General features: G+C 69.2%; 19 protein-coding genes. 9 read left to right on the forward strand and 10 right to left on the reverse strand.

Going from position 1 to position 21,779, the window contains the following annotated elements:
• Positions 1 to 144 precede the first annotated feature (144 nt).
• The 4 genes from ABD912_RS12880 to ABD912_RS12895 form a co-directional block, all read right to left on the reverse strand.
• The gene (locus ABD912_RS12880; protein WP_345151302.1) at positions 145 to 1,407 is read right to left on the reverse strand and encodes an acyl-CoA dehydrogenase family protein; all 1,263 of its coding nucleotides are present in this window, start codon (positions 1,405 to 1,407) and stop codon (positions 145 to 147) included.
• A gap of 215 nt (positions 1,408 to 1,622) precedes the next feature.
• Positions 1,623 to 2,192 carry a VOC family protein gene (locus ABD912_RS12885; protein ID WP_345151304.1) on the reverse strand — a complete coding sequence of 190 codons (570 nt, stop codon included), beginning with the start codon at positions 2,190 to 2,192 and terminating at the stop codon, positions 1,623 to 1,625.
• Positions 2,193 to 2,394: 202 nt separating this feature from the next.
• Positions 2,395 to 3,207: a citryl-CoA lyase gene (locus ABD912_RS12890; RefSeq protein ID WP_345151306.1), complete on the reverse strand. Its 813-nt coding sequence runs from the start codon at positions 3,205 to 3,207 to the stop codon at positions 2,395 to 2,397.
• Positions 3,204 to 4,412 carry a CaiB/BaiF CoA transferase family protein gene (locus tag ABD912_RS12895; RefSeq protein WP_345151307.1) on the reverse strand — a complete coding sequence of 403 codons (1,209 nt, stop codon included), beginning with the start codon at positions 4,410 to 4,412 and terminating at the stop codon, positions 3,204 to 3,206. The genes ABD912_RS12890 and ABD912_RS12895 overlap by 4 nt, the downstream gene beginning before the upstream one ends.
• A 433-nt stretch (positions 4,413 to 4,845) precedes the next feature.
• Here ABD912_RS12895 and ABD912_RS12900 point away from each other — a divergent pair, with 433 nt between their 5' ends.
• From ABD912_RS12900 to ABD912_RS12925, 6 genes are all read left to right on the forward strand, one after another.
• The gene (locus tag ABD912_RS12900) at positions 4,846 to 6,009 is read left to right on the forward strand and encodes a flavin reductase (RefSeq protein ID WP_345151308.1); all 1,164 of its coding nucleotides are present in this window, start codon (positions 4,846 to 4,848) and stop codon (positions 6,007 to 6,009) included.
• A 23-nt stretch (positions 6,010 to 6,032) separates the two neighbouring features.
• Positions 6,033 to 6,248 (forward strand): hypothetical protein, encoded by a 216-nt coding sequence (locus ABD912_RS12905; protein WP_345151309.1) that lies wholly within the window; start codon positions 6,033 to 6,035, stop codon positions 6,246 to 6,248.
• Between the two features lie 157 nt (positions 6,249 to 6,405).
• Positions 6,406 to 7,359, forward strand: coding sequence for a VOC family protein (locus ABD912_RS12910; RefSeq protein WP_345151310.1), 954 nt, complete (start codon positions 6,406 to 6,408; stop codon positions 7,357 to 7,359).
• A gap of 98 nt (positions 7,360 to 7,457) precedes the next feature.
• Positions 7,458 to 8,132, forward strand: coding sequence for an alpha/beta hydrolase (locus ABD912_RS12915; protein ID WP_345151312.1), 675 nt, complete (start codon positions 7,458 to 7,460; stop codon positions 8,130 to 8,132).
• Positions 8,133 to 8,244: 112 nt separating this feature from the next.
• Positions 8,245 to 9,342 carry a maleylacetate reductase gene (locus tag ABD912_RS12920; RefSeq protein ID WP_345151313.1) on the forward strand — a complete coding sequence of 366 codons (1,098 nt, stop codon included), beginning with the start codon at positions 8,245 to 8,247 and terminating at the stop codon, positions 9,340 to 9,342.
• Between the two features lie 28 nt (positions 9,343 to 9,370).
• Positions 9,371 to 10,708, forward strand: coding sequence for an MFS transporter (locus ABD912_RS12925; RefSeq protein WP_345151314.1), 1,338 nt, complete (start codon positions 9,371 to 9,373; stop codon positions 10,706 to 10,708).
• Positions 10,709 to 10,745: 37 nt separating this feature from the next.
• Here the strand turns inward: ABD912_RS12925 and ABD912_RS12930 are convergent, their stop codons facing one another.
• The 3 genes from ABD912_RS12930 to ABD912_RS12940 all read right to left on the reverse strand — a co-directional run bounded on the left by ABD912_RS12930 (position 10,746) and on the right by ABD912_RS12940 (position 13,884).
• Positions 10,746 to 11,978 carry a globin domain-containing protein gene (locus ABD912_RS12930; RefSeq protein WP_345151315.1) on the reverse strand — a complete coding sequence of 411 codons (1,233 nt, stop codon included), beginning with the start codon at positions 11,976 to 11,978 and terminating at the stop codon, positions 10,746 to 10,748.
• A 144-nt stretch (positions 11,979 to 12,122) separates the two neighbouring features.
• Positions 12,123 to 12,920, reverse strand: coding sequence for an IclR family transcriptional regulator domain-containing protein (locus ABD912_RS12935; RefSeq protein WP_345151316.1), 798 nt, complete (start codon positions 12,918 to 12,920; stop codon positions 12,123 to 12,125).
• A 127-nt stretch (positions 12,921 to 13,047) separates the two neighbouring features.
• Positions 13,048 to 13,884 (reverse strand): shikimate dehydrogenase family protein, encoded by an 837-nt coding sequence (locus ABD912_RS12940; RefSeq protein WP_345151317.1) that lies wholly within the window; start codon positions 13,882 to 13,884, stop codon positions 13,048 to 13,050.
• Between the two features lie 163 nt (positions 13,885 to 14,047).
• Between ABD912_RS12940 and ABD912_RS12945 the strand changes: the two genes are divergently transcribed.
• Positions 14,048 to 15,376, forward strand: coding sequence for an MFS transporter (locus tag ABD912_RS12945; RefSeq protein ID WP_345151318.1), 1,329 nt, complete (start codon positions 14,048 to 14,050; stop codon positions 15,374 to 15,376).
• Between the two features lie 125 nt (positions 15,377 to 15,501).
• Here ABD912_RS12945 and ABD912_RS12950 read toward each other — a convergent pair whose 3' ends face one another.
• Together ABD912_RS12950 and ABD912_RS12955 are read right to left on the reverse strand one after the other, a co-directional pair.
• Positions 15,502 to 17,454 carry an ATP-binding protein gene (locus ABD912_RS12950; protein WP_345151320.1) on the reverse strand — a complete coding sequence of 651 codons (1,953 nt, stop codon included), beginning with the start codon at positions 17,452 to 17,454 and terminating at the stop codon, positions 15,502 to 15,504.
• A 121-nt stretch (positions 17,455 to 17,575) separates the two neighbouring features.
• Positions 17,576 to 19,465, reverse strand: a complete 1,890-nt coding sequence (locus ABD912_RS12955) for a thiamine pyrophosphate-dependent enzyme (protein ID WP_345151322.1) — start codon at positions 19,463 to 19,465, stop codon at positions 17,576 to 17,578.
• Positions 19,466 to 19,615: 150 nt separating this feature from the next.
• Between ABD912_RS12955 and ABD912_RS12960 the strand changes: the two genes are divergently transcribed.
• Together ABD912_RS12960 and ABD912_RS12965 are read left to right on the forward strand one after the other, a co-directional pair.
• Positions 19,616 to 20,509, forward strand: coding sequence for a ribonuclease Z (locus ABD912_RS12960; protein WP_345151324.1), 894 nt, complete (start codon positions 19,616 to 19,618; stop codon positions 20,507 to 20,509).
• Positions 20,510 to 20,739: 230 nt separating this feature from the next.
• Positions 20,740 to 21,237, forward strand: coding sequence for an SRPBCC family protein (locus ABD912_RS12965; RefSeq protein ID WP_345151326.1), 498 nt, complete (start codon positions 20,740 to 20,742; stop codon positions 21,235 to 21,237).
• Positions 21,238 to 21,338: 101 nt separating this feature from the next.
• Here ABD912_RS12965 and ABD912_RS12970 read toward each other — a convergent pair.
• A partial coding sequence (locus ABD912_RS12970; protein WP_345151328.1) for an alpha/beta fold hydrolase occupies positions 21,339 to 21,779 on the reverse strand: 441 nt, incomplete at its 5' end.

A 21,779-nucleotide genomic window follows, 5' to 3' on the forward strand; every position in this document is an offset into this window, starting at 1 on the left:
TTTCACCTCACTGTGAAAATGGGAACGTGAAGACGGGAAGCTCGTAGGCTGCCGTCCCGTTGGGCGGCAGCGGTTCTCGCGGGGAGGGCCGGTGCCGCGGGTCAGGCGCCGGGACGGCACCGGACCCGCGGCGGCCGGCACGGGTCAGAACGTCAGCGGCTGGCCGAAGTGGTAGCGCGACGCCGCGGCATTGGTGACGTCCCACTGGGCCAGGATGTGCGTCCTGAACATGCCCACGTCCCGGTAGTACTTCTGCAGCGCGGAGCCGCGCTTGGCCGCCGACGTGCCCGCCGTCGTGAAGGCCAGGTCGACGGCGCGGTTGGCCATCTGCACGCCCTGCTGGACGATGCCGCGCAGGCGCAGGTCGTGCTCCAGGGAGAAGTCCTCCCCCGTCTCCATCCAGCGCATGGCCAGTTCCATGTACTGCCGGGCACCGGCAAAGAGCAGCGCCTCCGCGGCGTCGGTCAGGGACCGGATTTCCCCGTACCAGCCGTGGTATTCGTGGGTCTCGGTTCGGGGCAGGCGGGGCGGGAAGCTGGAGTTGCGCTGCCGCATCAGATCCTCGTACTCGTCGAGGGCCGCCAAGGCCGCGCCGACCATAACGGCGGCACCTTCGGCATTGAAGAACAGCAGGGAGCGTCCCACGTAGAGGGGGTTTTGGTTGACCTGGAATCCCTCCGGACCGCTCTCGCCCAGGACGTGGTCGCGGAAGTCGTAGTGGACGCTCAGGTGCTCCGGCACGAAGGCGTCCTCCACCTTGACCGAGTTGGAGCTGGATGCCTGCAGGCCCATGGTCTGGCCTCCGCCCCAGTCATCCAGCACGGTGAAGTCGCGACGGGGAACCGCAAAGAAGCGAAGCCCGCCGGAGGATCCGTCGGGACCAATGGTCGGGGCGACCACCAGGGCGTACGTTCCCCACATCGACCCGGAGCAGTAGTCCCAGGTCCCGGAGAGCCGGTAGCCTCCCTCAACCTGTGTTGCCTTGCCCATGGGAATGGTGCGGGAGGGGGCGATGAGGGTGCCTTCCCCGAACAGTTCCCGCTGGGCCCGCTCCCCGAAGAACGAGCAGACGTGATAGGTGTGGCCCGCCCCGAGGACGAAGGACCAGCCCACCCCGGGGTCGCCCCGGGAAATCTCCACGGCGATCCGGAGGAACAGTTCCAGGCCGTACTCCAGGCCTCCGAAGCGCCGCGGCTGGAGGATCCTGTAGAACTCCGCGGCGACCAGCGCGTCATGTATTTCCTGCGTGTAGCCGCCCAGTTCCTCGTGCTGTTGCTGCAGTTCCCGCAGCCGGGGACGAAGCGCCTGTGCCCTCCGTATGAGCTCCTCCGGTGTCGGGTCGTGTCCAGGTGCGCCCTGCGACGGGCCGTCGCCCGCCCGTTCGGCGGAGGGGATGCTGCTTGTCATGCTCACGGTGCCTCCGATGAGTCGTCTGGTCGTTTTAGATTGTATGACCATCATACTGGCAGGTAAAGGTGTTGGGTAGGGACCTGGCAAAGTTCGCCCCGCGCCCCGGCGTCCGGATGCGGCCGGCCCTCCGGAAAGGGGTGTCGGGGAGCATTAAAAGAAACGGTTCGGCCACAGCCGGGAGGCTGCGGCCGAACCGTTTCGCCGGGGACGGATCAGCGGTAGTTGTTGTTGCTCTCGTGCTGGCCTTCCAGCCATGCCTTGAGGTCCGCATGCGCGGTCTTGCGGCGCTGCTCGTCGCTCTCCTCGACGCCGGGGGTGTCGTAGGTGAACTCCAGCAGCAGTCCGTTGGGATCGGAGGTGTAGAGCGACGTGCAGTAGCCGTGATCCAGCACGTAGGTCTCCTCCGGCTTCCAGTCCGAGGCCTTCAGGCTCTGGGCGATCCTGTCCTGCACCTCCTTGGTCACCTTCAGGGCGATGTGCTGGAAGGGCGAGAACGGCATCTTGGGTCCAAACTGCTTCTGGTCCTCTTCATTGACGAACTGGAAGAAGGCCAGGGCACTGCCGTCGCCCAGGCCGTAGAAGGTGTGGCAGTAGGTGCGGACGGCGCCGAAGAGCTCATCCTCCTCGCGCCAGGTTGCCGTCAGGGGCAGGCCGACGATGTCCTCGTAGAAGGCCCGGGTGGCCTCCTGGTCGTTGGTCACGTACGCGTTGTGGTGCAGACGGCTGGGCAGGGCGGAAGCGTCGATGGCTGCCGCCGCGGAGGTGGTGCTGGTCGTAGTCATGGTTGGCCCTTTCCGTGGTCAATCAAGGATCCGGAGCGCCTGCTCCCCCCGGGGAAAGCGTGGCGGGGAAAACGTGGCCGCCAGCATCGGTGCTGGCCCACTGAGCGGACATGTGTCCGGCGTCTCCATCGACAATTATTGTATGACGATAGTATATCGTCAAGGGTTCGGTTTGACCTATCAGAGCCGGACGCCTCTCCCGTCAGATCCCCTCGGGGGCGACGTACACGGCGTTGCGGTCCACCGCCATGTAGATGTCGTTGGCGATCGGGTTGCGGCGTTCCTCGGCGATCTGCCCCAGCAATCCGGCGGCACGGGCCAGCAGGGAGAACCCGCGGAGCAGGTCGGTGGGCAGGCCGAGGTCGGCCAGGGCCGCCCCGCAGACGCCGGCGCCGTTGAGCGGCAGCTTCCGGCCCAGCGCCTTCTCGCTCATCCGGCCGATGGCTTCGAACAGGCGCAGGTGCGGTCCGCGCAGCCCTTCCTCCTCGGCGATGGCGATCAGCACGGGGGTCCGGGGGTCCCCGTCCTTGTGGTTGGGATGACCCAGGCCGGGCACGAATTTCCCGGCGGCCCGCTGCCTGGCGATGGCTTCCAGGGCCATGTCGTCCCAGCCGGCGTCGGTCTCCGGCAGCTGTCCGTCACGCTCGAACAGTGTTGCGGCCAGGAACTGGCCGCAGTCCTCGGTGACGCCCAGGAAGCGGGACCCGCCGCCCAGCAGGCCCGCCGCCATGGCGCCCTGGATCGAGTCCGGGGCGCTGAGGTAGGTCACGCGGGCGGCGATGGCGGTCGGGGTGAACCCGTGGTCGGCCAAGGCGACGAGCACGGATTCAAAGACCCGCAGCTCCCCGGGGGTCGGCCGGCGCATGGCCACGAGCCAGAACGCGAGTTCCCCGAAGCTGACCTTGCCCATCAGGTCCTGGGCCAGGTCGTGGCCCAGGAGGCGGATTTCCGTTTCGGTGGAGGTTCCCAGCGAGGTGGGGAACTGCAGGCCGTCCTGGCCGATGGTGGTGCTCATGCTTCTCCCTTGGTAGTGGATTGGGGTGCGGCCGCAAGCCAAGCGCGGACCTCGTCGCTGTGTTCGCCCAGCAGGGGCGGCGCGAGATCGTAGCGCGGTGGAGTGGCCGAGAACGTGATGGGGTTGCGCACCCCGGGCACGGCATGGTCCCCGGCACCGACGCGGACCACGGGCTCAAGACCGAGTTTCTGCGCGTATTCCACGCCCTGCTCGATGGTGTTGATGGGCCCGTTCGGCACACCGGCCTCGTTGAGCTTGTCGAACCAGTACCCGGCCGGGCGCGTCTTGAGGCGCTCAACGATCAGGGGCCGCAGTTCCTCCCGGCGTTCGGTGCGGTGCGCGTTCTCGGCGAAGCGCGGGTCGTCGGCCAGTTCAGGCGTTCCCAGGACCGTGCAGAGTTTGCGGAACTGGGCGTTGTTGCCCGCGGCGATGATCAGCTCCCCGTCCGCCGTGGGCAGCGGCTCGTAGGGGAAGAGGCTGGGATGGGCATTGCCCATCCGGTGCGGAACCACCCCGCCGGCAACATAGGCCGAGGTCTGGTTCACCAGCCCGCTCATCGCCGAGGCCATCAGGGACGTCTGGATCTGCTGGCCCTCCCCGGTCCGTTCCCGGTGACGCAGCGCGGCCAGGATGCCGATGGTCGAATGCAGGCCCGCCATCACGTCGAAAACACTGATGCCCGCGCGGTAGGGCGAACCGTCCGCGTCGCCGGTCAGGCTCATCAGGCCGGACATCGCTTGGACGATCAGGTCGTACCCCGGCAGCGCGGCGCCCTCGGCGGTGCCGAAGCCGCTGATGGAGCAGTACACGACCGACTCGTTGCGCTCCTTGACCGATGCGTAGTCCAGCCCGAAGCGCTTCAGGCCGCCCGGCTTGAAGTTCTCGATGACGACGTCGGCCCGCGCGGCCAGGGCCCGGGCGGCCGCGAGGTCGCCGGCGTCCCCGAAATCCAGCACAACGGACTTCTTGTTCCTGTTGATGGCCGCGTAATAGGTGGAAACCCCGTCCGGGCGCACCGGCGGAACCCACGAGCGGGTATCGTCCCCGGCGGGGCTTTCGACCTTGATGACTTCCGCACCCATGTCCGCCAGCAGCATGGTCGCGTAGGGGCCGGCCAGCACCCGGGAGAAGTCGGCGATGACCACCCCGTCAAGGGGGCGGGCGGCCGGGGCGGTGGTGACCGCTGGTTCGGGGAGGCTGATCACGGTGGTTCCTTTCGAGCTTTGGGGCCATAACGATTCGGTCCACTTGCCGGGCGGAGCTTCGCAGCGGTGGATGTTCCCCAGAATGCGGGCCCAAATAATGTATGTCAAGCAGACAAGATGTCAACCGTAGGTCGTTTGTCGCTTGAGCTCCGGATCGAGGGGTCGGCCAACGGCGCCCTGCCGAACGCGCCGGAAGAAGCGGCCTCCCCGGGCGACGCCTCGCCGTGGAGCGTCAGTTCCGAGTTGTCCGACAAGCGGCCGCAGGCCGGAGCGGAATCCAAATCATCCCCGTGGGGAGCCTCGGAACCACGGGATTTTGGCGCGGGCGCGGCGGGCACTTTCATCCTTACCAAGATTGTATGACCATGATACAGTCGAGCAACGAGAGCACCGGAACCCGCAGCCGCGGTCCCAGAACGAGGAGTTGATCCGCATGTCCCCCATCTCCAGCCCCAACCCTGCGCCGGATGCCCCGCTGCAGCTGACCTCCCAGGCCTTCCGCGACGTGATCGGCCGATTCGCCAGCGGGGTCACCGTGATCACCACCCACAGCGGGGGCAAGGATTACGGCACCACGGCCAGCGCCGTCAGTTCCCTCACCGACGATCCGCCCATGTTGCTTATCTGCCTGAACAAGTCCTCCTCCAGCGCCCACGCCATCCTCGAGAGCGGGACTTTCGCGGTCAACGTCCTGGCCGAGGACCACGTCCAACTGGCCGGCAGATTCGCGTCGAAGCTGCCGGACAAGTTCGAGGGCGTCCCCGTCGAAAAGGACGGCAACGGCTCCCCGCTGCTGGTGGGCGCCCTCGCCCACCTGGTGTGCCGGGTCAGCGAACAGGTCGAGGCGGGAACCCACTACGCGTTCCTGGCCCACGTCGAGGACGCCGTCGCCAACCCGGGCCATCCGCTGGCCTACTTCCGCGGTGGCTTCGGCAGGATGCGGATGGCGCCGGAAGCATCGGTGCTGCGGGACGTCCGCGAACGCATCATCAACACCGTCAACGATCGGGACCAGGCGATCGACATCGGCCTCTGGGCCCGGGAACTGGCCGTCGACGTCGACCTGGTCCACCGCGCGCTCACCGCCCTGGCCAGCGAGGGCCTGGTGCGGCGGGAGGCTGGACGGTTCGTCATTGCTCCGGTCCCCGAATCCATCATCTTCGAGTCCTACGCCGCCAAGCTGGCGATCGAACTCGGCGTCGCCGAAAGCACCGTCGGCAAGGTGGGCGGGGAACAGCTTGCCCAGCTGCGCAGGCACATGGAGGCCACGCTCGAATTCGTCGAGGACGACCACTTCACCGACGCCCGGGCCTGGATCGAGGCCAACGAGCGCTTCCATGAGTACATGGTGGAGCTGGCCGGCTCCAAGATCCTGCTGGACACCTACCGCCGGCTGGGGTTGCCTGGCTTGAACGCACGCACCATCAACACCTCGACGTACGCCACCACCGAATTGCTTGAGGACCACCGCCGGCTGGTCGAGGCCTATGAAAACGGGGATCTGGCGGCCGTCACGGCGGTGCTGCGTCTGCACGCGGACCGGCCCCGGCAGATGCGCGCCCGTGAACGCGAGCTCGCCGGGCCGGCGGGCGCGTAGGGCACGGCACGAGGGCCCACCCCGTGGGAAACCACCCGAATTGGGAAGAGCTGGTCGGCCGGCGGGTCCAGGTGCGCAAGGACGGCCGGATCATCCGAACCGGTTATGTGGACGCCGTGACCTTTGCGGCGGATGCGCTCTGGATCCAGGCGCACGGCGCCGACCCTCGCGCACTGTACGAGAAGGCGCGAGGCCATGCCGTTTTGCCTGTCTCCGACCCGCCGACCGCGCGCAATTAGGCGGCAGAACATCATTGACATCCTTCTTCGCCAGTTTGTAAGATCGTACGACAATAGCATCGTGAGTCAGATCACGGGCTAGGGGATCAGGCCGGTCAGGCAGTATCCCGAGTCGGCGGAATCCCGGCACGACCATTAATAAACCAAGGAGAATCGAATGGCTTTTGTTGAAGGTTCGCACCACGTGACCCTGTCGGTGGGCGGGGCGCAGGAGGACGTGGACTTCCACGTGAACACGCTGGGCATGCGCTTCATCAAGCGCACCGTGCTCTTCGACGGGTCCAAGCCGATCTACCACCTGTACTACTCCAACGCCAACGGGGATCCGTCCTCGGTAGTGACCACGTTCCCCTGGGCCCAGGCCGGCCTCTACGGCAAGCGGGGAACCAACCAGGCCCGCGAGGTGCTGCTCTCCGTGCCGGCGGGTTCGCTGGACTTCTGGCACCAGCGCCTGAGCGAGCGCAAGGTGCAGGTCGAGAACATCGAGGTCTTCGACCAGCGCCGCCTGGCCTTCCGCCACCCCTCGGGCATCGAGTACGTGTTCGTCGCCAACGAGAACGACGAGCGCGAAGGGTACGCCGGCAACGGGGTGCCGGCCGAGCACGCCATCCACGGCATCCACGGCGTGGGCATCCACGTGACCACCCCGGAACGAATGGTCGACTTCGCCAACGACACCTTCTTCTCCCAGGGCCGCATCGACGAGGAAGGCGACCGGGCGGTCTTCCAGGTCGGCAACGCCAAGTACGGCAACCACGTGGAGCTGACCGCCAACCGCAAGGACGACCAGGGCACCTGGCACTACGGCTCCGGCACCTACCACCACTTCGCCTGGAACCTGGACACCCTGAAGAACCAGGACGAGGTCAAGTTCGAGATCGAGGGCGCCGGCTACACCGACATCTCCGAACTCAAGGACCGCAAGTACTTCAAGAGCGTCTACGTCCGCACCCCGGGCGGCGCCCTCTTCGAGTTGGCCGTTACCCACGAGGACGGCGGCTGGGACTGCGACGAATCCCCGCAGGAGCTCGGCAGCCGTTTCCAGCTGCCCGAGCAGTTCGAGCACCGCCGCACCGAAATCTTCGAGCAGCTCGAACACATCGACATCTAGGCACCCGCCCTCCCCGGGGTGCTGCGCCCTTTCCTTCGAAAGGCGTGCAGCACCCCGGTGCCGTTTACCCTGAATCCATCCGAGTGCAAGGAAGCGCAGTGATCAAGAACAGGCATCTGGACCGCCCGATGACCACTTGGGGCAGCAGCGCCGGCACGGCGCGCGCCGCCGTCCTGGCCGTGCACGGCAGGGGCCAAGGCCCCAAGTTCATGCAGGAGCAGGCCGGACGCCTCGCCGTCGCCGGGCTGCGGTTCTACGCCCCCTCCGCGGCCGGGGACACCTGGTATCCGAAGCCGTTCCTTGAGCCGCTGGAAAACAACCAGCCGGACCTCGCCCACGCCCTGGAAGCCCTCGTCGCCCACGTGGCGGTACTCGAGGCCGACGGGTTTTCCCCGGACCGCGTCGTCCTCTGGGGCTTTTCCCAGGGCGCCTGCCTGGTGTCCCACTTCGTTCTGACCAACCCGGCCAAGTACGCCGGCCTGATCCTGCATACCGGCGGCTACATCGGGCCCGACCCGCTGCAGGTCCCCCCGGGCCGGCCGCTGGAGGGCGTGCCGGCGGTGCTGCGCAGCATCGAAAACGACCCCTGGGTGCCCGGGCCGCGCATCCAGCAAACCGCTTCCGCCCTGGAGGCGGCAGGTGCCCGGGCGGATCTGCTCATCGCCCCGGGCCACGAGCACATCATCACCGACGAAGCCATGTCCGCCGCCAGCGGGCTGTTGAACAATATGCTGCTGAACAACAGCGGGGTCCAGGCCTGGCGGAACGCGTGAGCCGATCGACCGGCCGAACGCCGACCGAACCTTGTACCCGAACAATGGACCCACCGCGCACCGCGCACCAAAAATAGCCCAGAAACAGACCACGAACAGATAGGACCGAAAAGTGTCTTTGGCTTTTGAGCATGTGACGTTGGGGCAGCGGGTCCTCTTCGGCAGCGGGAAGGCCGCGGAGCACCTGGCCGCGGAAGTCTCCCGGCTCGGCGCGGGGCGGGTGATGGTGATCGCCTCCGAGTTCGAGGCCGACCTCGCCCGCACGGTCGCGGCGGAGATCGAGGTGGCGTTGTGGCACCAGGAGGTCATCATGCACGTGCCCGTCGAGGTCGCCGAGCGCGCCCGCACCGCCGCCGTCCAGGCCGGGATCGACCTCATCGTCTGCGTGGGCGGGGGCTCGACGACGGGCCTGGCGAAGGCCATTGCCCTGACCACCGGGATCCCGATCCTCGCGGTCCCGACGACCTACGCCGGGTCCGAGGCCACCAACGTGTGGGGCCTGACCGAGGCCGCCCGCAAAACCACCGGCGTCGACGACCAGGTCCTGCCCGCGACCGTCATCTACGACGCCGGGCTGACCCTCACCCTGCCCGTGGAGCTGTCCGTGGCCTCCGGGCTGAACGGTCTGGCCCACTGCGTCGACTCCCTCTGGGGACCGCGCGCGGACCCCATCAACGCCGCCCTGGCCGCAGAGGGCATCCGCGCCCTGGCCGCCGGGCTGCCGGCCATCGTCGCGGACCCGGCCGGGCTGGAGGGCCGGGAACAGGCGCTCTACGGGGCGTACCTGGCCGCCGTCGCCTTCGCCTCCGCCGGCTCCGGGATGCACCACAAGATCTGCCACGTGCTCGGAGGCACCTTCAACCTGCCCCACGCCCAGACCCACGCCACCGTCCTGCCCTACGTGCTCGCCTTCAACGCCCCGCACGCCCCCCAGGCCGAGGCCCGCATCGCCGCCGCGTTCGGCACCGGCACCGCACTGGAGGGCCTGCAGGCCCTGCGCGAACAACTCGACGCACCCAAGGCCCTGGCCGACTACGGGTTCACCGCCGACGGGATCGCCGAGGCCGTCGCCGTCGCCCTGCCCGCCATCCCCGCCACCAACCCCCGCCCCGTCACGGCGGACAACCTCACCGCCCTGCTTGCCGCCGCCCTCACCGGCGCGGACCCCGCCACCCTGACCGACGACGCCCTGGAAGGAGCACGGCGATGAACGACGCCACTCCCGCCTGAAGCAATGGATGCAGCAGCCGCCCACCCGCCTGCACCCGTTCATCCGTGACGCGTGCCTGAAGAGCGGCTCGGCGCCGCTGCACAGGACCGCTGCACAAGGCCACTGCAAACCGGCACGCTCCGTCTGGAAGACTGGCACGATGAGGAATTCGCGCGGCATCATCGCCGCCCTGATCGTGCTGTGCCAGAGCTCCCAGTCCCTGGCCTTTGCGGGCATCGCCCTGTTCCTGCCGCTGATCCGCACGGAACTTGGCCTCACGTTCACCCAGTCGGGGCTGTTTGCGATTGCGACCACCGCGACCTACGCGCTTATGCAGATCCCCGCCGGCTACCTGGCGGACCGGTTCGGGGCCAAAAGGGTGTTCCTCATCGGCACGCTCGGGGTCAACCTGACGGCGATCGGGTTCGCCCTGCTGCCCAGTTTTGGCTGGCTGCTGGCCAACCAGGCGGTGTCCGGCGTGTTCCGCTCGCTGATGTTCGCACCGGGCATGGTGCTCATCTCCCGGCAGTTTCCGCCCGAGCGGCGCGCCACCGCGATGGGCCTGTTCGTGGCGCTCGGCTTCACGTCCAACATCTTCCTCAACACCCTCGGCCCGTTCCTGGTCGGCCCGCTGGGCTGGCGCAACCTGTTCCTGCTCTTCGCAGCGTTCGGGCTGCTGGTCCTGGTCCTTTACCGGTGCACGCCGGAAGCCCCCGAATCGGCCGAGGAGACCCACCCGGTCAGCCTTCCCCAACTGGCGAAGCTGATGAAGGAACGCATCCTGTGGCTCTGCGGCGGAATCCAGTTCGTCCGCCTGGCGGTCACCAGCGGTACGGCCATGTGGCTCCCGACCTACCTGGTGGCGGACAAGGGAATGTCGCTGCAGACCGCGGGCCTGGTCCTCGCCGCCGGCGCACTGCTCTCCGCCCCGGCCAACTTCCTCGGCGGCTACATCGCGGACCGCTTCAACCGGCCGGCGGCAGTGATCGCGGCGGCGCTGGTGCTGATCGGCGCAACGCTGGTGCTGATCGTCCAGGCGCGGTCGATCCCCGCCCTGCTCGTGCTGGTCGCGGTCAGCCAGTTCCTGGTGCAGATCTACTTCGGTCCCCTGTTCGACATCCCGGTCCGTGCGCTGGGCCGCGAATTCGCGGGTTCCATCAGCGGCTTCTCCAACCTCTGGGCCAACGTGGGCGCGCTCTTCTCGCTGTACCTGCTCGGCTCGGCCAAAGATGCCTTGGGCTCCTTCGACGCCGGCTTCTTGCTCCTCGCCGGCCTGTGCGCGGCGGCGCTGGCCCTGGTGCCGCCCGCCGCCCGGGCGCTGTCCCGGGCCACCACGACGGCGGCACTCCCGGCCGCGGTCCGCTAGCCCGAAGTTCCGGGGCGCGGGGCGCAGGCAACCACCCCTATTGGAAGTCGGCCAGCCACAGGTCGGGGCCGAACACCTCGTACTGGATGTCCTGCGGCCGCACCCCGCGGCCGATCAGGGCGCTGCGGACGGACTGCATGAAGGCAAGGGGACCGCACAGGTAGTACTCCGCGTCAGCGGGAAGGTCCACCTCGTCCACATCCATCAGGCCCGCCCGTTCGCGCTCCACCGCCTCGGGCCCCGCACTGCCGGAAGCAGCGGCCGCCGCGGAGGGCTCCAGGAACCAGACGTCCATGGACGCGTGCGGCAGCCTCGCCAGGTCCTCCTCGACCTGCCGGCGCAGCGCGAAGGTGCCGGGCGCATCGTCCGCATGCAACAGCCTCACCTTGCGGGTCGAACCCGACTTGACCAGATGGGACAGCATCCCGGCCATCGGGGTGATCCCGATGCCGGCGCTGGCGAAGACCACGGGACGGTCCGAATACTCCAGGACCACGTCGCCGAACGGGGCCGAGAGCACCACCTCGTCCCCGACGTGGACCTCGCGGTGGAGCAGGTTGGAAACCTCCCCGTCCGGGGCGTTGCCGCCATGGACGCGCTTGACCGCGAACTGCCGGTGCTCGCCGTCGTCGGCCCGCGTCAGGCTGTACTGCCGCGACTGGTGGATTCCGTCCGGCATCAGTGCCCTCAGGGACACGTACTGGCCCGGCAGGGACGGCTTGACCTCGCGCGGATCGATCCGTTCGACCACGAACGTGACCACGTCCTCGGTTTCCTGGACCTTTTCGGCGACCCTCCACCTGCGCCAGACGGTGTCCGGGGACAGTCCGATGGCGTCGTAGAGGCCGCGCTCCTTGTTGATCAGCACGTTGGCGAACAGCCAGTACACCTCGTCCCAGGCGGCGGCCACTTCCGGGGTCACCGCCTCCCCGAGCACGTCCACGATGGCCCACATCAGGTTGTCGTGCACCACCTGGTACTGCTCCGGCGCCAGGCCCAGGGCCACGTGCTTGTGGGAGATGCGCGAAACCAGGTGGTCCAGGGGCTGGTCGGGGCGTTCGACCAGGTGCGTGGCGAACGCGGCCACGGACCCGGCCAGGGCCTGCTGCTGCCGGCCGTCCGCCTGGTTGCCGCGGTTGAAGAGCCCGTCCAGGAGCTCCGGGCGGCCGGCGAACATGTGCTCGTAGAAGCGGCCGGCGATCTCTTGGATGTGCGCCCCGACCACGGGCAGCGTCGCCTGGATGATGGGGGCGGAGGTGTCTGACAGCATGATCGGGCTCCCTTGCGGATCGGTTCTCTGTCCCTCCAGCATCACGGTTCCGTTCCCGCCGGGAAACCTTATGCGGGCGGTATTTACCGGTGGCCCAAGGCCAAGGGCCGCCGCGGGGAACCGCAACCGGGAACCTGAACCCTGCTACCTTCGGGATCCGCTCCGCAGCGCCCCGGAGTGCCGGCCGCCGTAGTCGTTGCCGATCTGGAGGGCCGCTTCCCGCAGGAGCGGAAGAACCGTTTTCTCGATGGATTCCGCGGGGGCCCGGTGCGTCTGCAGGGACACGTTGACGGCGGCGACGACGTCGCGCCCGCTCCGCACCGGCACGGCCACACCGCGCAGGCCCTCCTCCAGCTCCTGCGACACCATGGACCAGCCCTTGGCCCGCGCCGAGTCGATCTCGGCCCGCAGCTGGTCGACGCTGCCGATGGAACGCTCGGTGAAGCGCTCCAGCTGGACCGAATCGAAGTACTCCTGCAGTTCCGGTTCCGAGAGCGCCGCCAGCAGGACGCGCCCCATCGACGTCGCCCACGCGGGGAACCGCGTGCCCACCCGGACGGACACGCTGAGCAGCCTCGGCGAGGGCACGCAGGCGACGTAGACCACGTCGGGGCCGTCCAGGATGCACAGCGACGTCGTTTCGTTGAGCGCCGCGGCCAGCGACTTGAGGTGGGACTCCGCCACGCCCGGCAGCGTCTGGTTCGCCAGGAACGACCGGCCGATGTCCAGGCATCGGGGCGTCAGTTCGAAGTACGGCCCGTCGGCGCGGACGTAGCCCAAATCCGCCAGCGTCAGCAGGAACCGCCGTGCGGAAGCCCTGGTCATGTCCGCCCCTGCCGCGACCTGGGAGACGGTCAGCCGCGGAGTCTCCGGAGTGAAGGCGAGCAGGACGTCAAAGGCCTTTTCCACCGACTTCACAAAGTACGCCGGCTGCTCCTCCATGGATCCCCCGTCTTTCCCGGGACCTGCCTCCGCACCCGGTGGCAGCGAAAAGGCTGCAGGCCCATCTTTCGATCATAAAGGTACGGGGACAACGACGGCGGCACGCACGTCCCGGAGCCGACGCACGTCAGGCCTTGGCTTGGAGGGCGGCGAGCGTGCTGCGCAGCAACGGATCCGCCTGCGCGGGCAGGCCCAGGAGCGGGACCATGGCGGCCGCTTGGGCGTGAAGGTGGTCCCACCCGTCGGCGCAGCGCAGCCGCTGCTTCCTGGCGGCCGCAATCGTGCCGGTCACGTGTCCGGCGTACACGAAGTCGTAGACGAAGGCGTCCTCGGCCAGCGGGGCCCCGCCCCAGGCCGGAGGATCGTCGATCCGTTTTCCGACCGGGGTCGCGTTGACGATCAGCGACGCCCGGGAAGCCTGGTCCTGGGCCTCCGCCCACGGGACCGGTTCCGCGTCCATGCCCAGGCTCTCGGCGAGCGCGGCCAACCGCCTCGCCGCTTCGGGGTCCCGGTCCGCGACCGACACCCGGTCGACCAGCCCCTTGAGCGCCGCGAGCGCCGCGCGGGCGGCGCCGCCGGCCCCGAGCATGACCGCATGGCGCTGGTGCCGCCCGCCGAGCAGTTCGGCGACGGCGGCAACGTCGGTGTTGTGCGCCTCCAGCGTCCGGCCGTGCCGGATGAGCAGGTTCGAGGCCCCGCTGAGCCGGACCGCTTCGGTCGCGGTGTCGGCGGCCTCGGCGGCCCACTGCTTGTGGGGCATGGTCACGTTGGCGGCGACGACGTCGGATTCCAGCAGCCGGGCGCGCACCCCGGCCATCGGGACGTTGAGGGGCACGTCCCAGGCCTCGTAGGTCCAGCCGCTGCCGAGCCCTTCGAGCGCGGGGTTCCACAGTCCCGGCGACATGGCCCGCGAGGCCTCCGAACCGATGAGGAACAGCCGGGAGGACGGTGTCGGGTTGTCCATGGTGCCGCCTTTCAGGGGATGGGCTGCAAGGGGAAAGCCAGCCGTTGTGAGGAGCGTCACCCTGCGTGTACGCTATTCCATGGTCGCATACTGCACACTTGCTCGGTATGCGCACAAATGAAAGCATTGCCTCCCCGAATTACAGTGCGGAAGGACCAGCACCATGACCAATCTCGCAGCCCGCCGTTCGTCGGCAGAGGAAGAGCAAAGGCTCAAGCGGGCCAAGAAGGCTGCCCTGGCCGCGTTCCTTGGCGGAGCCTTGGAGTACTACGACTTCTTCATCTACGCCACCGCGGCGTCGCTGATCTTCTCGAAGATCTTCTTCCCCGCGGGAGACCCCACGGTTGCGTTGATGGCTTCCTTCGCGACCTTCGGCGTCGCGTACGTGGCGCGGCCCTTCGGTGCGGTGTTCTTCGGCCATCTCGGCGACAAGATCGGCCGCAAGGCCACCCTGGTCATGACCCTGGTCCTGATGGGTGGGGCCACCTTCCTGATCGGACTGCTGCCGACGTATGACGCCATCGGATACTGGGCACCGGCCCTGCTGGTGCTGCTGCGCCTGATGCAGGGCCTCTCCGCCGGCGCCGAAACCGCCGGCGCGTCCGCCCTGACCATGGAAGAGGCCCCCGCCAACCGCCGCGGCTTCTTCGCGAGCTTCGCGATGAGCGGGATCTCCTTCGGGATCGTGCTGGCCTCGCTGGCCTTCCTGCCGGTCGCCGCCATGAGCGAAGCCGACCGCCTCGCCTGGGGCTGGCGCATCCCGTTCTGGCTCTCCATCTTCGTCCTGGTCGCCGCGTTCCTGGTCCGCCGCTCGCTCGAGGAGCCGGAGGTCTTCGAGGAAAAGCACGAACACGGCGAAACCGTGAAGCTGCCCTTCGCCCAGATGCTCAAGACGCACCCGGCGCAGTTCTTCCAGGTCGCCCTGATGTCCTTCCAGGTGGTCACCAACACCTTCATGCAATCCTTCGGCCTGGCCTACGCTGTGTCCGTCGGCGTACCCGCGGCAACCATGCTGTGGGTCAGCATCCTGGGCAACGTCGTCGCCATCGCCACGCAGCCGCTGGCGGCGAGGCTTTCGGACAGGTTCGGCCGCCGCAGGGTCTTCATCACCGGCGTCATAGGGTCCGGGCTCATGATCTTCGTCTACTTCTCGGTGATCTCCACCGCCAACATCGCGATGATTTTCGTGGCCAGCACGCTGATCACGGCCGGCACCTACGCGGCCTCGAACTCCGTCTACCCGGCCTGGTTCTCCGAGCTGTTCAACGTCAAGGTCCGCTACTCCGGCATGGCGATCGGCCTGCAGGTCGGCATCCTCTGTGCCGGCTTCACCCCCCTGCTCGGCGCCGCCCTGGTCGGCGGGGACAAGGCCAACTGGGGCCCGGCCGCGTGGATCGTCGCCGGATCCTCCCTCCTGGCCGTCGCCGGCGCCACGTGGGCCCGCGAAACCAGCAAGACCCCGCTGCGCGAACTGGGCAACCCCGTTCCGTAGGACCGGCTCCCGCTTCACCACGAAGCTTCACCACGAGGGACGCAGCCCCGGTTCCCGAACCGGGGCTGCGTCCTTGGCGCTGCAATCCCCGCCCCGAAACTCCGTGGCCCCGCCCGTTCAGGACGTCAGGACTTCAGGAAGGAGAGGTGGATGTCGCTGCCGTACCGGTGGATGATGTCCCGCTTGACGGCGCGGTAGGCCTGGTCGTCCAGGTGGCCGTGCTGGGCGGCTGCACGCCGGGCCAGTTCGTCCGAGATCACGTCCATGAACAGTTCCGCCAACAGCAGCCGGGCGGAATCCCGGAAGCGGCCCCGCCCGTCCACGTACAGCCGGACCGTGGGCGCGCCCGTGTTGATGATGACCTTGCGCTCCTCCGGGCTGTAGACGGCCCGGTCCACGCTGTTGTGCAGGTTGCGGAACTCGTAGCCGACGAAGAGGTCGGCCCCGTAGTCCCGCGGCGCCCGGTGCGTCGTAAGCCGCAGCGCCGCCGGTTCGGCACCGGCCGCCAGGGGCTCGGAACGGGACACCGCGGCCATGTGCGCGGGCTGCCGGTGGCTGTGGTGGGAGGCGTGCTCGGCCACGACGATCTCGCACCACGCCCAGTATGCGCCCGCCCGCGCCGTGATCTGCCCCCGGTCCACCGGCCCATCCCCCACGACCGTCCATTCGATGCGCCGCGTCTCCCCCAGCGCGCTGACGGGCACGGCCTCCGGCGCGGGATCGATCCGCAGGGAACCGGGCGCATCGACCTCGAAGGTGAGGACCCCGTCGTCGGGCAGTTGGCCCGGGTCGATGAGCAGGGTGACGTGGAAGGGGTGGCCCGGCTGCCGGTAGTAGAAGGGGGTGGTGAAACGCAGCGGGGCCAGCGGATCGGCCACGGCCGCGGACGCCGGCGACGGTTCGGCCGCCGACAGCGTCCGGAGGCCCAGGTCCCGCACGGCCGCCTCGCTCATGCGGTGCAGCAGCCGCCCGATCATCTCGGCGGTGCGCCCGGAGGTGGTGGCGCGTTCCAGATGGTCGAGCTTCTCCTTTTCGGCGAGCACGTGGCCCGAAACCATGCGGCTGACGGCACGGGAGAAATCCGCCACGAATGGGTCCTTGGGGTTCAGGCCCTCGCGCTCGTCGCTGATGATCGCCTGGCCCTGGCCCAGCATCTCGGTCAGTGCCGAACAGCGCACCGTGCCGAAGAGGTACTCCGTGCCGACCTGGTTCTCGAAGTCGAACAGCTGGCAGTCAAGCGCCGCCGTGCCGGAGATGACAACCAGGCCATTGGTGCGTTCGTCGCCCCGCAGCGCCAGTTCCACGTCCTTCGCCCGCTTGAGCGTGACGGTGAACGGGTACTCCTGCCCCTCATGGGTGAAGCTTCCCGGCTGTTCGGGTCCGAGCAGCAGCAGCGACGCCGGCTCCTCGAAGCGGACCCGCTCGCCGCGGTAGGGCTCCGTTCCGGGCCGCCCGCTCGTCATTTCGACCAGGCGCCGCTCCAGCACGTCCCGCAGGTAGATGTTGTCGGACAGGGACTGCAGCAGGGTCGTGTATTGGGTGATCCTGACGTGGGGGTTGTCGACGACGATCGTCACCCGGGTGCCGCTGTCCTCGATGCCGAGGCGCTCGCGGTCGGCGGGGCCGGCCGCGCGGTCGGTGCCGCCGTCGTCGTACAGGTACCCGCCACCCTCTCCGCGAAAGACGTCGACGCGGGTGTACCTGCCGTCGCGGATCGTCTCGATCCATCCGTGGCCCAGGCCGAAGATGGCCTGCTTCAGGCCCCGGCCGAAGTAGCCGCGGCCATAGCCCTCCCCGCGCGAGAGCGGGCTGTGCGCTCCGCCGTACGTCAGGATGCCGACGGCCTCGTCGAACGGCATGCCCTCCGCCTGGTCGGTGACGGTCAGGACGGCGCCGGTGTGGTGGCGGTCGTAGCCGAGGTGGATCCGGCCGGCCACGGGAACGCCCGACTCCTCCTGCCGGGAGTAGCTGTCGTCGCTGTTGGTGACCAGTTCCACCAGCGCCTTCTCGATGGAGGCGAACCGCCGGGAATCGATGCCGATCAACCGCTGGTCCACCCGGATTTCCGCAACCGTCATGCCGAATCCCCGCTTTCAAGGCCGTTGTTGACACCCGGCCGGGCAAGGCGATTCTAAGACCGGCCTTAAGGATCCTCCTAGAGCGGTTGGACTCCCGATGGCCCGGTCCCGGCGGGCGGCTTCAGTCCCCGCCGAACAGGCGCTCCTCCTGTTCGGCGTAGCGCTGGAGCAGTTCCAGGGCGTGGGCGCCGGCGGGTCCCTCCTGCTCCAGCCCCGCGCGCATCGAATCCAGCTTCCGTGCCCCGTCCGGGAAGGGAGCCAGCAGCGGCACGGCCGGGTCCGTGCGCACGTTGATCACCACCGGCGCATCGGCCGCGAAGGCCTCCTCCCACGCGTCTCCCAGCCGTTCCGGATCGGTGACCTCGATGCCGCGCATCCCCAGCAGTTCCGCGTAGCGGGCGTACGGAAAGTCGGGCAGGTCCTGGGTGGGGCCGTAGCGCGGGTCGCCCTCGGTCTCGCGCATCTCCCACGTCACCTCGGCCAGGTCGCCGTTGTTGAACACGCAGACCACGAAGCGGGGGTCGGCCCAGTCCCGCCAGCGGGCGGCCACCGTCACCAGTTCGGCGATGCCGGTCATCTGCATGCCGCCGTCGCCGGCGAGCACGACGACGGGCCGGTCCGGCGCGCGCAGCTTGGCCGCCAGCCCGTAGGGAACGCCGCAGCCCATGCTGGCCAGGGTGCTGCAGAACTGGACCGGCACGGTGGGGGGCAGCAGCAGCTGCCGGGCGTACCAGTAGACGCAGCTGCCGACGTCGAGCGCCAGCTGGGCATCAGCCGGCAGGCGGGGCGTCAGTTCGTGGACCACGCGCTCCGGGTTGACCGGTTCGGCCGGGGTCAGCGCCCGTTCCCGGGTCAGGGTCCGCCAGTCCTCGACGGCCTTGCCGACCTCCTCCACCCAGGGCCGCCGGCGTTCGGCCGCCCCCGGGTCCAGCCGTGCGGCCAGTTCGCGCAAGGTCGCGGCCGCATCCCCGACCAGGGCGACCTCCACGGGGTAGCGGTTGCCCACCTGCTTGCCGCTGAGGTCGATCTGCACCGCGCGGGCGGCCCCTGGCTTGGGGTAGAACTCGGTCCACGGGTCGTTGGATCCCACGATCAGCAGGGTGTCGCAGCGGTTGAGCAGCGCGGCGCTGGCCGGGGTGCCCAGGTGTCCCATGACGCCGGCCGCGTAGGGCAGCGATTCGTCGACGTAGGGCTTGCCGAGCAGGCTGGTGGCGATGCCCGCGCCCAGGAGCGCGGCGATGCCGTGAACCTCTTCCCGTGCCCAGCGCGCGCCCTGCCCGACCAGCAGCATGACCCGCTCCCCGGCGTCGAGCAGGCGTGCGGCGGCGTCGAGCTCGGCCTCGTCCGGCAGCGGGTGCGGGCCCGCCCACAGGGGTGCGGTGGCGATCGTGCCGTGCTCGCCCTCCAGCTCGGCCGCCGGCTGCTTCTGCACGTCGTGCGGGACGATCACCACGCAGGGCGAGGAGGTCGCCAGCGCCGTGCGGAAGGCCCGGTCCAGCACCATGGGAACCTGCTCGGGGGCGGAAACCTGCTGGCAGAACTGGGCCGCGACGTCCTTGAAGAGGGAGAGCAGGTCGATCTCCTGCTGGTACTGCGAGCCGAGGACGGTGGTGTTCTGCTGGCCCACGATCGCCACCACGGGCGTGCCGTCCAGCTTCGCGTCGTAGAGGCCGTTGAGCAGGTGCACCGCGCCGGGGCCCTGGGTGGCGATGACGACGCCGACGCCCTGGTCCTCCGCGCCCGCCGGCTCCGAACCGGCCTGGCCGGCCTCGGGCGGAGCCACCGCTGCGTGCCCGCCGCCGAACTGCCCCACCCCGTACTTCGAGTGGGCCACGGCCATGAAGGCGGCGTTCTCCTCGTGGCGGGCCTGGACGAACTCCGGGCCCGCTGCGCTGCGGCGCAGCGCCCCGATGAACGTGTTGATGCCGTCTCCGCTGTACCCGAACAGGCGCCGCACGCCCCAGGCGTTCAGCCGTTCCACCATCGCATCGGCCACGAGTCGTTCCGCCATCGTCGGCTCCTTCGGTGTGTGCTCGATTGCCGCGTGCCCCGCACCGGCCTGGGCCCGCGCCTTCCCCCTGCCTACCACGGCGGGGGCACCGCGGAAAGGCTTCCCCCGGTGCGATGGCCGCCCGGCCAGGGCAGGTGGCACACTCTGTCCATGCGCGAATTCGTCGTCCTCGGCACCGCTTCGCAGGCCCCGACGCGGACCCGAAACCACAACGGGTACCTGCTGCACTGGGACGGCGAGGACCTGCTCTTCGACCCGGGCGAGGGCACGCAGCGGCAGATGATCCACGCGGACGTCTCCGCCGCCCACATCACGCGCATCTGCATCACCCACGTCCATGGGGACCACTGCTTCGGCCTGCCCGGCGTGCTCTCCAGCATGGACCTGGACCAGGTGAAGCACCCGGTCCACCTGCACTATCCCGCCTCCGGCGAGGCGGTGGTCCGGGCGCTCGTGTCCGCGGCCTCTCCGGGCATCGACCTGAGGCTGCACCCGCACGCCGGCCCCGGGCCGGTCGCCCCGGGCCTGGAGGTGCGGCCCCTGCACCACCGCGTCGAGGCCTACGGCTACCGGCTCGTGGAGCCCGACGGCATCACCCTCCTGCCGGACCGGCTCGAGGCGGCCGGGCTCGATGGGCCCGACGTCGGCCGCCTGCTGCGCGCCGGAAGCCTGGGCGGGGTGCGGCTGGAGGACGTGAGCGTACCGCGGCCGGGACAGCGGTTCGCCTTCGTCATGGACACGGCGCCGTGCCCCGGCGCCGAGGAATTGGCCGAGGGGGCCGACCTGCTGGTGGCCGAATGCACCTTCAGCGATGACGACGCCGACCTCGCCGCGAGCTACCGCCACCTGACCGCGGGACAGGCCGGCGCGCTGGCCGCCGGAGGCGGCGCCTCCCTGCTGGTCCTGACCCATTTCTCCTCGCGCTACGCGGACACCGCTCCGCTGGCGGCGCAGGCCCGGGCCCGCGCCGGAGGGGCGGCGGTGGTGGCCGCCAACGACCTGGACCGCTTCGAATTCCCCAAGCGCCGCCACCCGCACCCCTGAAGGGGCGGCCCGAGGACCGCCCGGTCCAGGCCTTGGCCGATCCCACCCGCCGCGATATTCTCGCCACGGTCGCCGGCGGCGCATCTTCGGCGTCGAGGTCGGCCGTTCTCCACGCCGCGGGTTTCGCCGCGGCGGCTGCTTGACGGCTACACGGCGATCCGGCGGCAGCGCGCCGGCCGGATCCCGGACGTTCTTGTCTGTTGGAACCGATCGATAGGAAGGCACCCATCATGCCGGTCATCAATACGCACACGGACACGGAGGCGCTGAGTCTCACCGTCATTGCCGAGTTCGACGCCAGCATCCAACGCGTGTGGCGGATTTGGGCGGATCCGCGCCAGCTGGAACGCTGGTGGGGGCCGCCCAGCTATCCCGCCACCTTCGAAATCCACGAGTTCACGCCCACCGGCAGGGCCAGCTACTTCATGACAGGGCCCGACGGCGACAAGGCCAGCGGCTGGTGGAGGTTCACCGCCATCGAGGAACCGAACCGGCTGGAGTTCGACATGGGCTTTGCCAACGAGAGCGGTGAGCCCGTGACCGAATTGGGTTCGGCCCATGCCGCCGTCACCCTCGAGGAGGTGGAGGGCCGGACCCGGATGACCATCGTCTCCACCTTCGAAAGCGCCGAGCAGCAGGAGCAGATGCTCGCCATGGGCATGGAGGAAGGAATGGCTGAGGCGGTGGGGCAGATCGACGCCCTCCTCGCCGAATCGCCGGCCGTGTGAGTGTCCCGCGGCCCCCACCCTCCCGTGTGTGAGGGTGGGGGCCGCCGTCGTGGTGCATGCGCGCGGGCGGTGCGTGCCGTCGTCGTCGTTGCCCGGGCGGGTCAGGCGCCGGTGCCGACGAAGTCGGCCACGACGCGGTTGAACTCGGCGGCGTGTTCGAGCTGGGCCCAGTGCCCGCACCGGTTGACCAGGTACAGCCGGGAGTCCCGGATCAGCGAGCACAGGCGCAGGGAGTGCTCGAAGTGCACCACCCGGTCATCGCGGCCGTGGATGAGCAGGGTCGGGGCCGTGATGGAGGCGACCTGCTCCGGGGTGGCAAAGGGCATGTAGCCGGGCTGGCCGAACCCGGCCAGGAAGTTGGCCCGGTGGTCATCGCGCCGGGCCGCGGCCTCGGCCCGTTTGGCCACCATCTCCCCGGTGGCGAAGCCGGGATCGAAGGTCATCACGTCCGCGAGGCGGCGCATGGTCTCCGGACTGGGGTCCCGGTAGCCCGCCACCAGGACCTTGATGCCCTCGGACGGTCCCGCGGCGCCGAACAGGGT

The sequence above is a fragment of the Arthrobacter ginkgonis genome (assembly GCF_039540195.1).
GTDB classification, from domain to species: Bacteria; Actinomycetota; Actinomycetes; order Actinomycetales; family Micrococcaceae; genus Zafaria; species Zafaria ginkgonis.